At 42.7% G+C, this 16,193-nt stretch carries 11 protein-coding genes and 2 rRNA genes; all 13 read left to right on the forward strand.

Going from position 1 to position 16,193, the window contains the following annotated elements; genetic code table 11:
- Positions 1 to 243: 243 nt before the first annotated feature.
- The 13 genes from hpt (at position 244) to MHH64_RS02975 (ending at position 16,131) form a co-directional block, all read left to right on the forward strand.
- Positions 244 to 783, forward strand: coding sequence for a hypoxanthine phosphoribosyltransferase (gene hpt / locus MHH64_RS02915; RefSeq protein ID WP_118889389.1), 540 nt, complete (start codon positions 244 to 246; stop codon positions 781 to 783).
- Positions 784 to 925: 142 nt separating this feature from the next.
- Positions 926 to 2,920, forward strand: coding sequence for an ATP-dependent zinc metalloprotease FtsH (gene ftsH / locus MHH64_RS02920; protein ID WP_095314400.1), 1,995 nt, complete (start codon positions 926 to 928; stop codon positions 2,918 to 2,920).
- 188 nt (positions 2,921 to 3,108) lie between these two features.
- Complete coding sequence (locus tag MHH64_RS02925; protein ID WP_095314398.1) at positions 3,109 to 3,885, forward strand: type III pantothenate kinase; 777 nt, start codon at positions 3,109 to 3,111, stop codon at positions 3,883 to 3,885.
- A gap of 32 nt (positions 3,886 to 3,917) precedes the next feature.
- Positions 3,918 to 4,784 carry an Hsp33 family molecular chaperone HslO gene (hslO, locus tag MHH64_RS02930; protein WP_095314397.1) on the forward strand — a complete coding sequence of 289 codons (867 nt, stop codon included), beginning with the start codon at positions 3,918 to 3,920 and terminating at the stop codon, positions 4,782 to 4,784.
- Between the two features lie 19 nt (positions 4,785 to 4,803).
- On the forward strand, positions 4,804 to 5,712 hold the full coding sequence (locus tag MHH64_RS02935; protein ID WP_095314396.1) for a peptidylprolyl isomerase: 909 nt from the start codon (positions 4,804 to 4,806) through the stop codon (positions 5,710 to 5,712).
- Between the two features lie 143 nt (positions 5,713 to 5,855).
- Entirely contained in the window at positions 5,856 to 6,785 is a 930-nt protein-coding gene (gene cysK / locus MHH64_RS02940; RefSeq protein WP_095314394.1) for a cysteine synthase A, read from the forward strand.
- 354 nt (positions 6,786 to 7,139) lie between these two features.
- Positions 7,140 to 7,970 carry a dihydropteroate synthase gene (gene folP / locus MHH64_RS02945; protein WP_340002663.1) on the forward strand — a complete coding sequence of 277 codons (831 nt, stop codon included), beginning with the start codon at positions 7,140 to 7,142 and terminating at the stop codon, positions 7,968 to 7,970.
- A complete protein-coding gene (gene folB / locus MHH64_RS02950) occupies positions 7,963 to 8,328 on the forward strand; it encodes a dihydroneopterin aldolase (protein WP_251659682.1) in 366 nt (121 codons plus the stop codon). Before folP ends, folB begins: the two co-directional genes overlap by 8 nt.
- A complete protein-coding gene (gene folK / locus MHH64_RS02955; protein WP_340002664.1) occupies positions 8,325 to 8,837 on the forward strand; it encodes a 2-amino-4-hydroxy-6-hydroxymethyldihydropteridine diphosphokinase in 513 nt (170 codons plus the stop codon). Before folB ends, folK begins: the two co-directional genes overlap by 4 nt.
- The gene (locus MHH64_RS02960; protein WP_095314387.1) at positions 8,807 to 9,028 is read left to right on the forward strand and encodes a helix-turn-helix transcriptional regulator; all 222 of its coding nucleotides are present in this window, start codon (positions 8,807 to 8,809) and stop codon (positions 9,026 to 9,028) included. The genes folK and MHH64_RS02960 overlap by 31 nt, the downstream gene beginning before the upstream one ends.
- Positions 9,029 to 9,363: 335 nt before the next feature.
- Entirely contained in the window at positions 9,364 to 10,845 is a 1,482-nt protein-coding gene (gene lysS / locus MHH64_RS02965; RefSeq protein WP_251659677.1) for a lysine--tRNA ligase, read from the forward strand.
- 502 nt (positions 10,846 to 11,347) lie between these two features.
- Positions 11,348 to 12,909, forward strand: a 16S ribosomal RNA gene (locus MHH64_RS02970).
- Between the two features lie 303 nt (positions 12,910 to 13,212).
- Positions 13,213 to 16,131: ribosomal RNA gene (locus MHH64_RS02975) — 23S ribosomal RNA — on the forward strand.
- The 16S and 23S rRNA genes sit together here, the layout of an rRNA operon.
- The last annotated feature ends 62 nt before the right edge of the window (positions 16,132 to 16,193 follow it).

Consider the following 16,193-nt stretch of genomic DNA (forward strand, 5'->3'; position numbering starts at 1 on the left):
TCTAAGAAGCAAAATCATGCTAGAGAGGGAGGGATTGTGATAAAGCAGCTCGCAAATCAATCCCTGATTGTATTTTGCCTACGGGAAGTAGGTTACAAAGCCATTGAGATAAATGTTTTCGGTGGGACGAGTAACGACGTCCAAACTAAGCATTTATTCTTATGATCAGTGGGACAAAAAAGGAAGCCCCACTGAAATGAAGTTTCACTTTATAGGAGGATTTTTTATATGCTTCAAGATAACATGCATGGTGAGATTGACCATATTTTAATTACAGAAGAACAAATCAAACTGAAGTGCCAAGAAATTGGAAAACAGCTATCAGAAGAATATGATGGTAAATTTCCACTTGCAATCGGCGTGTTAAAAGGTGCAATGCCTTTTCTATCAGATGTGATTCGCCATACAGACATCCATTTGGAAATGGATTTTATGGATGTATCAAGCTATGGTGATGGTACGCGTTCTACTGGAGAAGTAAAAATTGTGAAAGATTTAAACACAAAGGTCGAAGGACGAGATCTAATTATTGTTGAAGACATCATTGATAGTGGTCTAACGCTCAGCTACCTAGTGGATTTATTTAAATATCGGAAAGCGAGATCAATTAAAATTGTAACGCTATTGGATAAGCCATCTGGCAGATCAGCAGCAATCCAAGCTGACATTATAGGATTCGAAGTTCCAGATGAATTTGTTGTCGGTTATGGATTGGATTATGCGGAAAGGTATCGTAATTTACCTTATATCGGTGTTCTGAAACCAGAAATTTACAGCGAATAATAAATGTATTTTATTTTATTAGTGGTACGCTATATTAAAAAGAAAAAATAAATCCCGGTTTTAAAGTTATTTCAGTTGTATTTAAACTTTTTCATATGATACGATGAACTATAGTTTTTCCCCGTTTGGGAGGAGGTTGGCAATGAGTCAGATATTTCGTAATGTCCTGTTTTGGATGCTGATTTTCTTCGTCATTATTGGCGTAATTGGCGTATTTAACGGACAAGGTGAAGATAGTGAAGAATATAATGTACAGCAATTTGTAGATGCTTTAAATAATGGTGAGATTGAAGAGTTAACATTCCAGCCATCACATGGAATTATTCGTTTTACTGGAACATTGACAGATGGCGAGACTACATTTATCGCCCAGGTTCCTGATAATACGGAGATTATTTCTTCGATAACGGATGCTGCAACACAACAGAGTATATTAAAAGTTGCCGAAGAGGAGCAGCCAAGTCCATGGCTAACCTTCTTGACTGGAATCGTTCCGTTCCTATTAATTGGACTCTTCTTCTTATTTATCCTTAGTCAAGCGCAAGGCGGAGGCGGCGGTGGCCGTGTCATGAACTTTGGTAAGAGTAAAGCGAAGATGTACACAGAAGATAAGAAAAAAGTTCGTTTTAAAGATGTTGCAGGTGCTGATGAAGAGAAACAGGAATTGGTCGAGGTTGTTGAATTCCTAAAGGATCCACGTAAATTCTCAGCAGTTGGTGCACGTATTCCGAAAGGGGTTCTGCTTGTAGGACCTCCAGGTACTGGTAAGACATTACTTGCTCGTGCTGTTGCTGGTGAAGCTGGTACACCATTCTTCTCCATCAGTGGTTCGGATTTTGTTGAGATGTTCGTCGGTGTAGGTGCTTCCCGAGTACGTGATTTATTTGAAAATGCAAAGAAAAATGCACCATGTATTATCTTTATTGATGAGATTGATGCAGTAGGTCGTCAACGTGGAGCTGGTCTTGGTGGTGGTCACGATGAGCGTGAGCAAACATTGAACCAATTGCTAGTTGAGATGGATGGTTTTGGTGCAAACGAAGGAATTATTATCATTGCTGCAACAAACCGTGCAGATATTCTAGACCCAGCATTATTACGTCCAGGCCGTTTCGATAGACAAATTATGGTAGATCGTCCAGATGTTAAAGGGCGTGAGGCAGTATTGCATGTCCATGCAAGAAATAAACCGTTAGACGATACGGTTGATTTGAAGACAATCGCAATGCGAACTCCAGGGTTCTCTGGAGCTGATTTGGAAAACTTGCTAAATGAAGCAGCACTTATTGCTGCAAGAGATGACCGTAAATCAGTCAACCAATTAGATATTGATGAAGCAATTGACCGTGTTATTGCAGGACCTGCAAAGAAAAGCAGAGTTATTTCCAAGAAGGAAAGAGACATTGTTGCATACCATGAAAGTGGACACACAATTATTGGTATGGTGTTAGATGATGCAGATGTGGTGCATAAAGTAACCATTGTACCTCGTGGTCAAGCTGGTGGCTACGCCGTTATGCTACCAAGAGAAGACCGTTATTTTATGACAAAACCAGAGTTGTTTGATAAAATAACTGGATTATTAGGTGGACGTGTTGCCGAGGAGATTATCTTCGGTGAAGTAAGTACAGGTGCATCAAATGATTTCCAGCGTGCAACAAATATTGCTCATAAGATGATAACGGAATATGGTATGAGTGATAAAATCGGACCAATTCAATTTAGTAGTGGTGGAGGCGGTAATGTATTCCTTGGCCGCGATATCCAAAATGAACAAACGTATAGTGATGCGATTGCTCATGATATTGATAAAGAAATGCAAAACTTCATCAACTATTGTTATGATCGTGCGAAGAAGATCCTTACCGAAAATCGCGATAAGCTGGAGCTTGTAGCTCAAACATTGCTTGAAGTAGAAACACTGGACGCGAAACAAATCAAATCCTTGTTTGAAGATGGCAAGCTACCTGAACCAGATGCAGAGGATGTTAAAGTAAACATTCAGTCAAAAGATGATGAAGAGAACTTATCTTATGAAGAAGCAAAGGAAAAAGCAGAGACAGAAGATAAGAGTTATATTAACGATCCGATCATGGGCGATAGGAATTCGGATGAAGATCAAACAGATAAAAAATAATTAATTTAACAATAAAAGCAGCCAACTTAACGAATGGCTGCTTTTATTGTGCAAGGAAAAAACAAATAGCTACCCTACAACCATGGCATAAGTTCGTACCTTGCACTCCCGGGTGCTTGCGCTTTTGTTCTGGTTTCTGAAGTATGTTATATTTAAAAAATAGAAATGATAGGAAGGTTTGGTGACACATGCTATTTGTTCTTGACGTTGGAAATACAAATACAGTCCTTGGTGTATTTGAGAAAGATCAGTTGAAACATGAATGGCGGATAAAAACTGATCGCTATAAGACAGCAGATGAATTTGGAATGTTAATAAAATCGTTATTTGACTATAAAGGCATAGCTTTTTCAGATATCAATGGTGTCATCATATCTTCTGTAGTACCGCAAATTATGTTTGCATTAGAGGAAATGAGCAGAGAGTATTTCCATATGGATCCAGTTGTTATTGGGAAGGAAGAAACCCAAACATATTTAAAGATGAATTATCCTAATCCAAAAGAACTCGGTGCAGATCGTATTGTCAATGCAGTAGGAGCTATTGAAGAATATGGCGCACCATTAATTATCATTGATTTTGGGACTGCGACAACCTACTGCTATATTAATGAGCAGGAGGAATATAGCGGTGGGATTATTACTCCAGGAATTAAAATTTCGATGGAAGCATTGTATGATAAAGCCTCCAAGCTACCTAAAATCGAAATTCAAGCTCCAGATCAAGTTGTCGGAACATCTACCGTAGAAGCGATGACAGCCGGCGTTTTCTATGGTTATGTTGGAGAGGTAGACGGTCTTGTTAACCGAATAAAGCAAGAGAAAAATGTAGAACCAAAGGTTATTGCTACTGGCGGATTAGCTAAGCTAATTGCTAACGGTGCGACTACAATCGACAAAGTTGATTCACAGTTAACATTAAAAGGTTTGTATCTGATCTATCAAAGATTAAATCTTAAAGGGTAAGTAACCTCTAATGAAAAGGAGAATAAAATTTCATGAAAGACTATCTAGTAAAAGCAATTGCATTTGATGCTAAAGTTCGCGCATTTGCAATTCGATCGACAGAAACAGTTGAAGAAGCAAGAAGAAGGCAGGACACTTGGGCAACTGCTTCCGCAGCGCTTGGTCGCACAATTACAATTACTGCGATGATGGGTGCGATGTTAAAAGGAGAAGACTCAAACACGATAAAAGTACAGGGAAATGGACCAATCGGTGCAATTATAGCTGATGCAAATGCGAAAGGGCACGTCCGTGGATATGTAAGTAACCCACATGTTGACTTTGAGTTAAATGATAAAGGGAAGCTAGATGTTGCTCGAGCAGTTGGAACAGAAGGCAGTTTGAGTGTTATTAAGGATTTAGGCTTGAAGGATTATTTTACAGGCGAAGTCCCAATTGTCTCTGGTGAGATCAGTGAAGATTTCACATATTACTTTGCTACATCTGAACAAGTGCCTTCTGCTGTTGGTGCTGGAGTGCTGGTTAACCCAGATCATACAATTCTTTCTGCTGGTGGTTTTATTGTACAAGTGATGCCAGGAGCAGATGAGACTGTTATTACAAGGTTAGAAGAACAAATCGGGTCCCTTCCACCAATATCTAAACTGATAGAGGAAGGTAATACACCAGAACAAATCTTACAACGTTTATTTGACAACGAAGTAAAAATCCTTGAGACCATGCCAATTGAATTTCGTTGTAAATGTTCGAAGGAACGATTAGCGAATGCGATTATTGGATTGGGAAGTGAAGAAATACAAAACATGATTGATGAAGATCATGGAGCTGAAGCAAGCTGTCACTTCTGTAATGAAACCTATTATTTTACAGAGGCGGAATTAGAAGAATTGAAACAGTAAGAAGGGAAATAAAATTGACATGTCTAAAAAGCTGTTATTAGGTGTTGTTGTTGTACTACTAATTACAAATGTTGCTTCCTTGTTAATTTTAAACAACAATGAAGACTCGGTTGTTATGAACGATAATGATGAGCGAACAATATCAAGCAAAGAGGCCGTTGCATCTATTGGCGATGAAGAAATTAGCTACCAGCAATGGATAGAAGCGTTACGATCGGCTTATGGTGAAAAGCAATTAAAGCAAATGGTTGATCGAGCTGTTGTGAACCAATTGGCAGAGTCAGAAGGAATTAAAATAGATGAGAAACTGATTAATCGAGATGTTGCCTTTTTAATAACGATGCAAGGTGTTATGACAGAAGAGCAGGCTGCGAAAGAAGAAGAGCGTTTGCGCGATGAGGTCAATTACCGTTATCAGCTACAACAACTCCTCGCTGCAGATGCATCTACTATACCAGAAGAAGAACTTAAGAGCTTTTATGATAGCTATGGAAGTCAATACAACTTTACCGCATCACTACAGCTATCTCATATTCTCGTAGAAAATATGGAAACGGCAGAAAAGGTTTACGATGAACTAGAGCAAGGAGCATCATTTGAATTACTTGCCGAGGAGTATTCTCAAGATGATGAAACGAAAGATGATGGTGGCTATTTAGGCTATATCTATACTTCCAGTCAATTTCTCCCAGGCAGTTATGATGATGTAACTTCAGAAATGGACGAGCACTCCTATAGTGAGCCGTTTATAGCAGATAATGGTGTGGCTATCCTCTACTTACACCGAAAGCTACCGGCTATCGAATTCACGTATGATGAAATTAAGCCTTATATGGAAAGTGAATTAGCATTACAGGAAATGGATCAATCATTGATTGCAGATCCTTTATGGGAGCAACTGGATATAGATTGGATTTATAGCGAGTAGCGCAGGAATGATTATTCTAGGCAGATAGGAAAAAGTTCCTTATCTGCCTTCGTTTTTAAAGAGATATTAGTTGACTTTTCTTTGAAATAGACATACATTTATATTAATTCATATAAAATCACTTGGGATTAGGAGGGGTTGTCATGAAAGTAGCTGAGAACATTACGGGTTTAATTGGTGGAACACCGATTGTAAAATTGAATAATTTAACGGATGCTGAAAGTGCAGATGTATATGTTAAGCTGGAATTTATGAATCCTGGGAGCTCTGTAAAGGATCGTATCGCAATTGCTATGGTGGAAGCGGCCGAAAAAGAAGGTTTGCTTCAAGCTGGTGCTACTATTATTGAGCCAACAAGTGGTAATACGGGTATTGGGCTTGCGATGGTTGCAGCTGCAAAAGGCTATCGAGCAGTATTAGTGATGCCAGATACAATGAGTCAAGAACGACGAAACTTATTACGTGCTTATGGTGCAGAACTGGTATTGACGCCAGGAGCTGATGGGATGAAAGGCGCTATCGCAAAGGCAGAGGAGTTAAAAAATGAGCATGGCTATTTTATGCCACAGCAATTTAGTAATCCTGCTAACCCAGACATTCACGAGCTAACGACAGGTAAAGAAATTGTAGAACAAATGAAGGATGGTCTTGATGGCTTCGTATCCGGAATTGGTACTGGTGGAACAATAACAGGAGCAGGGAGAGTATTAAGGAAACATTTTGATGATATCAAATTGTACGCAGTTGAACCAGCTGCTTCACCTGTTTTGTCAGGAGGGTCACCGGCACCTCACAAAATTCAAGGAATTGGTGCAGGCTTTGTACCTGAAGTTTTAGATACAGATATTTATGAAAAAGTACTAACAATCGAGAATGAAGAAGCATATGAAGCTGCTCGCAAAGTAGCGACAACAAATGGTATCCTAGGTGGCGTCTCATCTGGTGCTGCAGTTGCAGCTGCACTAAAAGTCGCGAAAGAATTAGGAAAAGGGAAAAAGGTTCTTGCTATATTGCCGGATAATGGAGAAAGATATTTGTCCACACCTTTATATCGATTCGAAGAGAATGAATAAGAAAATATAAAATAAAAGGATTGGCATCATTGTGCCAGTCCTTTTTTTGAGCGTAAAAGAGGAAGCCTGTGATTGGCGACGTGCAGTCTGAATCCCGAACTTTGGGGTGGTTCGACGAGTCGGCATCCTTTTACCTGGAGACGATGCTCGATTTCACGGCAACGGTATACGTGTAACTATGCCTCATGTCTTAGCCGGTCGGCAAGTCTCGCTAGACGTTGGGGCTGAAGCTGAACGAGGCAGTTTTGGTACGCTAGTTATTGGAAGCACCAAAAAATTTAAAGGTTTCCTCAGCATTGAAAAATTGATACGATAGAAAATATAAAGAAATTATGAAGGCGGTCAAAGATAAAAATGATTTTACAAACTTCAAACCGGACATTTGATTTATCAGAACGTACACATATTATGGGGATTTTAAATGTCACACCAGATTCATTTTCTGATGGCGGCAAGTATACAACGATCGATAAGGCTGTTGAGCAAGCCATGCTGATGGAGCAACATGGGGCAGATATGATAGATGTCGGTGGTGAATCCACCCGTCCAGGTCATATACCTGTAACTGCTGAGGAAGAAATTAAACGTGTGGTACCAGTTATCAAGGCACTGAAGGAAAATGCCGCAGCTGCAATTTCTGTTGATACCTTTAAAGCGGAAGTAGCAAGAAAGGCTGTTGAAGCAGGAGCAGATATTATCAATGATATTTGGGGAGCGAAACATGATCCGGAGATTGCAAAAGTTGCAGCTGAATATGGCGTTCCAATTATATTAATGCATAACCGTAAGAATGAGAATTATCATTCGATTATGGATGATATGAAAAAAGATCTTGAAGAAAGTATTCAAATAGCACTAGATGCAGGAGTTACAAAAGAGAAAATCATTTTAGACCCAGGAATCGGCTTTGCGAAATCAACCAAGGATAACTTTGTTGTGATGAATAATCTTGAGCAGCTAACAAAAATGGGATACCCTCTGCTATTAGCAACATCACGGAAACGATTCATTGGCAGTGTTCTCGATATACCTGCCGAAGAACGTGATAACGGAACAGTTGCGACGACATGTCTTGGTATTACGAAAGGAGCACAAATGGTTCGTGTCCATAATGTAAGACGGAATCGAGAGGCTGCGCAAATGATGGATGCGATGCTTGCTGAGGGAGGTCACTTCGTTGGATAAAATTATACTCAATCAAATGCAATTTTATGGTTATCATGGGCTTTTCCCAGAAGAAAACAAGCTAGGGCAGCGATTTAATGTTGATCTGGAGCTCTATCTAGACTTAAAAAAGCCAGGCGAATCCGATAACATGTATGATTCAATTCATTATGGTCATGTCTATGAACTTGTTCAGGAATTGGTTGAAGGTGATGTGAAAAATTTGATTGAAGCTGTTGCTGAAGGAATTGCAGAAAGACTATTAGCAATGTTTGGTCTTTTACAGGCTTGTAAAGTGACCGTGACCAAGCCGGATCCGCCGATTCCAGGGCACTATGCCTCTGTGGCAGTAGAAATCTATCGGGAGCGATCGATATGAATCAAGCATATTTGGCATTAGGTACCAATATTGAACCGAGAGAAGCATATCTTAAAGAGGCTTTGGAATTACTAGAAACTATGGGAGAAGTTACACTTATCCGACGATCATCTATTTACGAAACCGCCCCTGTCGGATATTTGGATCAAGCGGATTTTCTAAATATGGTCATTGAAATAAAGACTGCTTTATCTTCTCTGGAGCTTCTAGAATACTGTCAGTCTGTGGAACAGCACCTTGGACGCAAACGTGGTATACGTTTTGGACCACGAACAATAGACCTTGACATTTTGACATTTAATCAAGAAAATAGTACAGTAGAACGATTAATAATCCCGCACCCTAGAATGCACGAGCGCGCGTTTGTACTCATTCCTTTACAGGAAATTGCACCAAAGCTAATCTTGCCTGATTGGAATAAGCCTATTGAGGAAATGATTCATGATCTTCCTGAAACAGACATAAAGGATGTATGGAAATGGACGCAAAAAGGGTCGGTAAAAGAATAAAAGCTTTCCGTAAGCTAAAAGGATATACACAAATCGATTTTGCAAAGGAACTGGATGTTTCGATTGCGCAAATAGGTAACATAGAACGAGGTACAAAACTTGCAACAGATGACTTTTTAGAGATGATTGCCAAGAAGTTGTCTGTATCAAAGGATGAGATTACAATGGAATCACTTAATAGTGAGAAATAAGCGAGGACATAAGATGTTTCAAATAGGAGACATTCCTGTTCTCAACCAAGTTGTGACTTCATGTTACTCAGACCTAGAAAATAATGGCACTGTGCGATAAAAGCATTATTAGGGCAGAGATTCGCACGGAATAGAAGTTAAGTCTTTACATTTGTAGATCAGCTTTAGGCAGTGAATAAAGTGTCAAATCTGTTTGAATTGTTGTAGGAAATCTGTCGGTCTGCTGCCGGCAGTTTTTTCTGCATGAACACCCTATTGCAAAGTTTAGAGACTGTACGTGAAAGAAGTTGGATTTTTAGATATACTAACTAATATAAATGAGTGGAGTGATCACAATGTCTGAAGAAATGAATGAACAAATGCGTGTACGACGCGACAAATTAAATGATTACCGAGAACAAGGTCTGGATCCATTTGGAGAGAAGTTTCCAAGAACCCATTTAGCAACAGAACTTATCGAGAAATATGACCGCTATTCCAAAGAGGAGTTAGAGGAAATTACGGATACAGTGACGATTGCTGGCCGTCTTATGACGAAGCGGGGAAAAGGAAAAGCTGGTTTTGCACATATGCAGGATTTAAGTGGACAAATACAGTTGTACGTACGTAAGGATGCAATTGGTGAGGAAGCCTATGAGGTTTTCAAAACAACAGACTTAGGAGATATTGTTGGCGTAACTGGTGTAATGTTCAAAACAAACGTAGGAGAACTATCTGTCAAAGCTACAGAATTTCATTTACTAACGAAATCATTACGACCATTGCCGGAAAAATACCATGGCTTAAGAGATATCGAGCAACGCTATCGTCAGCGTTATTTAGATCTTATTACAAACATGGATAGCAGAGAAACATTTGTACAACGAAGCAAAATTATCCAATCGATGCGTGAATACTTGAATGGTCAAGGTTTCCTTGAAGTAGAAACTCCAATGATGCATAGTATTCCGGGTGGAGCGGCAGCACGTCCGTTTATTACACATCATAATGCCTTAGATATTGAGTTATACATGCGTATTGCGATCGAGCTGCATTTAAAACGGCTTATTGTTGGTGGTTTAGAAAAAGTGTATGAAATTGGACGCGTATTCCGTAATGAAGGAGTTTCCACAAGACATAACCCTGAATTTACTATGATTGAGCTTTATGAAGCCTATGCGGATTATAATGATATTATGGAACTAACTGAGAACGTGATAGCGCATATTGCAAAAGATGTTCTTGGCTCAACGAAAGTGATTTATGGAAACCATGAAGTTGACTTAGAGCCGAAATGGACAAGGTTGCATATGGTAGACGCAGTTAAAGAGGCAACCGGTGTAGACTTCTGGAAGCATATAACAGATGAAGAGGCACGGACGTTAGCCAAAGAGCATGGTGTTGAAATAAGAGACACGATGACATTTGGTCATGTTGTAAATGAATTCTTTGAACAAAAAGTAGAAGAAACTTTAATACAACCAACGTTTATTTATGGACACCCAGTAGAGATTTCTCCGTTAGCAAAGAAGAATACAGAAGATGCGCGTTTTACCGACCGTTTTGAATTATTTATTGTTGGCAGAGAACATGCAAATGCATTTAGTGAATTAAATGACCCAATTGATCAGCGAGAACGTTTTGAAGCACAAGTAAAAGAAAGAGCTGAAGGAAATGACGAAGCACATCTAATGGATGAAGACTTTTTAGAAGCTCTAGAATATGGGATGCCGCCAACAGGTGGACTTGGAATTGGAATAGATCGTCTTGTTATGCTGTTGACAAATTCTCCATCTATACGAGATGTACTGTTGTTCCCGCAAATGCGTCATAAATAAGTGATACGAAAAAACCTTCTTGTTTCAATTTGAACTGGAAGGTTTTTTGTTTGCCGACATAATTATCTAAAGACGGTTTTATCACTTATTGATTAGGGTATTATAAATATAATAGATATCCTCGAAAATGGAGTTGTTATCTAAGTAAATAAGTTAAATGGAGAAGCGTGAATTGAATAAATAATAGAACTTTAAATTCAATGCTATAATTTTGCGTTTTGCTATTGATTTCATTTTCAAATCGTGGTAAATTAATTAACGTTGCGCTGGAGAAACAGTCCAGGCAAGAGGTCGAAGCTAACCTCAAAAAAATAATTGAAAAAAGTGTTGACATCAAAAGCTCAACATGTTATATTAGTAAAGTCGCTGCTAAACAAGGCGGCCAACAAATTTGCTCTTTGAAAACTGAACAAAACAACCAGTATGTCAAGAAAAAGGAAACTCGTTTTTCTTTTTAAAACAAGTAGAAGTCAGCTTCTACAAAAGCTAAGTATTACAAACTTTTATGGAGAGTTTGATCTTGGCTCAGGACGAACGCTGGCGGCGTGCCTAATACATGCAAGTCGAGCGCAGGAAATAAACAGAACCCTTCGGGGTAATGTTTATGGAATGAGCGGCGGACGGGTGAGTAACACGTGGGCAACCTGCCTGTAAGATCGGGATAACTCGCGGAAACGTGAGCTAATACCGGATAACACTTTTCATCTCATGGTGAGAAGATAAAAGACGGTTTCGGCTGTCACTTACAGATGGGCCCGCGGCGCATTAGCTAGTTGGTGAGGTAACGGCTCACCAAGGCGACGATGCGTAGCCGACCTGAGAGGGTGATCGGCCACACTGGGACTGAGACACGGCCCAGACTCCTACGGGAGGCAGCAGTAGGGAATCTTCCGCAATGGACGAAAGTCTGACGGAGCAACGCCGCGTGAGTGATGAAGGTTTTCGGATCGTAAAACTCTGTTGTTAGGGAAGAACAAGTTGGGTAGTAACTGACCCAACCTTGACGGTACCTAACCAGAAAGCCACGGCTAACTACGTGCCAGCAGCCGCGGTAATACGTAGGTGGCAAGCGTTGTCCGGAATTATTGGGCGTAAAGCGCTCGCAGGCGGTCTTTTAAGTCTGATGTGAAAGCCCACGGCTTAACCGTGGAGGGTCATTGGAAACTGGAGGACTTGAGTACAGAAGAGGAGAGTGGAATTCCACGTGTAGCGGTGAAATGCGTAGAGATGTGGAGGAACACCAGTGGCGAAGGCGACTCTCTGGTCTGTAACTGACGCTGAGGAGCGAAAGCGTGGGTAGCGAACAGGATTAGATACCCTGGTAGTCCACGCCGTAAACGATGAGTGCTAGGTGTTAGGGGGTTTCCGCCCCTTAGTGCTGAAGTTAACGCATTAAGCACTCCGCCTGGGGAGTACGGCCGCAAGGCTGAAACTCAAAAGAATTGACGGGGGCCCGCACAAGCGGTGGAGCATGTGGTTTAATTCGAAGCAACGCGAAGAACCTTACCAGGTCTTGACATCCTCTGATACCTCTAGAGATAGAGTTTTCCCTTCGGGGACAGAGTGACAGGTGGTGCATGGTTGTCGTCAGCTCGTGTCGTGAGATGTTGGGTTAAGTCCCGCAACGAGCGCAACCCTTGATCTTAGTTGCCAGCATTCAGTTGGGCACTCTAAGGTGACTGCCGGTGACAAACCGGAGGAAGGTGGGGATGACGTCAAATCATCATGCCCCTTATGACCTGGGCTACACACGTGCTACAATGGATGGAACAAAGGGAAGCGAACCCGCGAGGTCAAGCCAATCCCATAAAACCATTCTCAGTTCGGATTGTAGGCTGCAACTCGCCTACATGAAGCCGGAATCGCTAGTAATCGCGGATCAGCATGCCGCGGTGAATACGTTCCCGGGCCTTGTACACACCGCCCGTCACACCACGAGAGTTGGTAACACCCGAAGTCGGTGAGGTAACCTTTTGGAGCCAGCCGCCGAAGGTGGGACTAATGATTGGGGTGAAGTCGTAACAAGGTAGCCGTATCGGAAGGTGCGGCTGGATCACCTCCTTTCTAAGGATTATTACGGAACCCTACCTTCGGGTAGGAAGGACATACTGTGTTGTTTGGTTCAGTTTTGAGAGAGTAAATCTCTCTATTTGTACCTTGAAAACTAAATAAGAGTAACAACGACATCAATATTAATGTAAAAGGCTGAAGCGACTGTTCAGAAACGGACGCATAAGCAAGAGACTGGAAAACGCTTGGTTTTTAGCGTTTGGAATGTCAATTGCTTATGACGGTAGTTACTAGGAGCTGAAGCTGGATTAAATAAAAGCAAGGCTAATAAATTAGTACGCTTATTTACTGTAACTTAGTTAAGTGAATAAGGGCGCACGGTGGATGCCTTGGCACTAGAAGCCGATGAAGGACGGGACTAACACCGATATGCCTCGGGGAGTTGTAAGTAAACTTTGATCCGGGGATTTCCGAATGGGGGAACCCACTGTTCGTAATGGAACAGTACATGCATCTGAATACATAGGGTGCATGAGGTAGACCCGGGGAACTGAAACATCTCAGTACCCGGAGGAAGAGAAAGAAAAATCGATTTCCTGAGTAGCGGCGAGCGAAACGGAAAGAGCCCAAACCAGAAAGCTTGCTTTCTGGGGTTGTAGGACACTCCACTCGGAGTTACCAAGGAATTCTTTAAATGAATCGACCTGGAAAGGTCAGCCACAGAAGGTAACAGCCCTGTAGTTGAAAAAGAATTCCCTCCGGAGTGTATCCTGAGTACGGCGGAACACGTGGAATTCCGTCGGAATCCGGGAGGACCATCTCCCAAGGCTAAATACTCTCTAGTGACCGATAGTGAACCAGTACCGTGAGGGAAAGGTGAAAAGCACCCCGGAAGGGGAGTGAAATAGAACCTGAAACCGTGTGCCTACAAGTAGTCGAAGCCCGTTAATGGGTAACGGCGTACCTTTTGTAGAATGGACCGGCGAGTTACGATCGTATGCAAGGTTAAGTGGAAGACACGGAGCCGCAGCGAAAGCGAGTCTGAATAGGGCGAATGAGTATGCGGTCGTAGACCCGAAACCGTGTGATCTACCCATGTCCAGGGTGAAGGTCAGGTAACACTGACTGGAGGCCCGAACCCACGTATGTTGAAAAATGCGGGGATGAGGTGTGGGTAGGGGTGAAATGCCAATCGAACACGGAGATAGCTGGTTCTCTCCGAAATAGCTTTAGGGCTAGCCTCAAGAAATAGAGTACTGGAGGTAGAGCACTGATTGGACTAGGGGCCCTCACCGGGTTACCGAATTCAGTCAAACTCCGAATGCCAGTTACTTTTACTTGGGAGTCAGACTATGGGTGATAAGGTTCATAGTCGAAAGGGAAACAGCCCAGACCGCCAGCTAAGGTCCCAAAGTATACGTTAAGTGGAAAAGGATGTGGAGTTGCCCAGACAACCAGGATGTTGGCTTAGAAGCAGCCATCATTTAAAGAGTGCGTAATAGCTCACTGGTCGAGTGACTCTGCGCCGAAAATGTACCGGGGCTAAACGTATCACCGAAGCTGCGGATTGTTCTTACGAACAATGGTAGGAGAGCGTTCTAAGTGCTGTGAAGTCAGACCGTGAGGACTGGTGGAGCGCTTAGAAGTGAGAATGCCGGTATGAGTAGCGAAAAAAGAGTGAGAATCTCTTTCACCGAATGCCTAAGGTTTCCTGAGGAAGGCTCGTCCTCTCAGGGTTAGTCGGGACCTAAGCCGAGGCCGAAAGGCGTAGGCGATGGACAACAGGTAGATATTCCTGTACCACCTCATGATTGTTTGAGCGATGGGGGGACGCAGTAGGATAAGGAATGCGCACTGATGGATATGTGCGCCCAAGCAGTGAGAAAGTCAGATAGGCAAATCCGTCTGGCAATTTCAAGCTGTGATGGGGAGGGAAATTTAGTACCGAAGTTCCGGATTTCACACTGCCAAGAAAAGCCTCTAGTTAGATCATAGGTGCCCGTACCGCAAACCGACACAGGTAGGCGAGGAGAGAATCCTAAGGTGAGCGGGAGAACTCTCGTTAAGGAACTCGGCAAAATGACCCCGTAACTTCGGGAGAAGGGGTGCTTCATTTACATGGAGCCGCAGTGAATAGGCCCAAGCGACTGTTTAGCAAAAACACAGGTCTCTGCGAAGCCGAAAGGCGAAGTATAGGGGCTGACACCTGCCCGGTGCTGGAAGGTTAAGGGGAAATGTTAGCCGCAAGGCGAAGCTTTGAACCGAAGCCCCAGTAAACGGCGGCCGTAACTATAACGGTCCTAAGGTAGCGAAATTCCTTGTCGGGTAAGTTCCGACCCGCACGAAAGGTGCAACGACTTGGGCACTGTCTCAACGAGAGACCCGGTGAAATTATACTATGCGTGAAGATGCGCATTACCCGCGACAGGACGGAAAGACCCCGTGGAGCTTTACTGTAGCCTGATATTGAATGTCTGTGCAGCTTGTACAGGATAGGTGGGAGCCTTGGAAACCGGAGCGCTAGCTTCGGTGGAGGCATCCGTGGGATACCACCCTGGCTGTATGGACATTCTAACCCAGGACCGTGATCCGGTTCGGAGACAGTGTCAGGCGGGCAGTTTGACTGGGGCGGTCGCCTCCCAAAAGGTAACGGAGGCGCCCAAAGGTTCCCTCAGAATGGTTGGAAATCATTCGTAGAGTGTAAAGGCACAAGGGAGCTTGACTGCGAGACCTACAAGTCGAGCAGGGACGAAAGTCGGGCTTAGTGATCCGGTGGTTCCGCATGGAAGGGCCATCGCTCAACGGATAAAAGCTACCCCGGGGATAACAGGCTTATCTCCCCCAAGAGTTCACATCGACGGGGAGGTTTGGCACCTCGATGTCGGCTCATCGCATCCTGGGGCTGTAGTCGGTCCCAAGGGTTGGGCTGTTCGCCCATTAAAGCGGTACGCGAGCTGGGTTCAGAACGTCGTGAGACAGTTCGGTCCCTATCCGTCGTGGGCGTTGGAAGTTTGAGAGGAGCTGTCCTTAGTACGAGAGGACCGGGATGGACACACCGCTGGTGTACCAGTTGTTCCGCCAGGAGCATCGCTGGGTAGCTACGTGTGGAAAGGATAAGTGCTGAAAGCATCTAAGCATGAAGCCCCCCTCAAGATGAGACTTCCCATCACTTCGAGTGAGTAAGATCCCTCAGAGACGATGAGGTTGATAGGTTCGGTGTGGAAGCGTGGTGACACGTGGAGCTTACGGATACTAATCGATCGAGGACTTAACTAAATTCTTTATTTGATGTCTTGTTTTCTCTTATTTAGTTTTTAAGGTATAAATTCAAAAAAACC

This window comes from Oceanobacillus sp. FSL K6-0127, assembly GCF_037983385.1.
GTDB classification, from domain to species: domain Bacteria; phylum Bacillota; class Bacilli; order Bacillales; family Amphibacillaceae; genus Oceanobacillus; species Oceanobacillus profundus.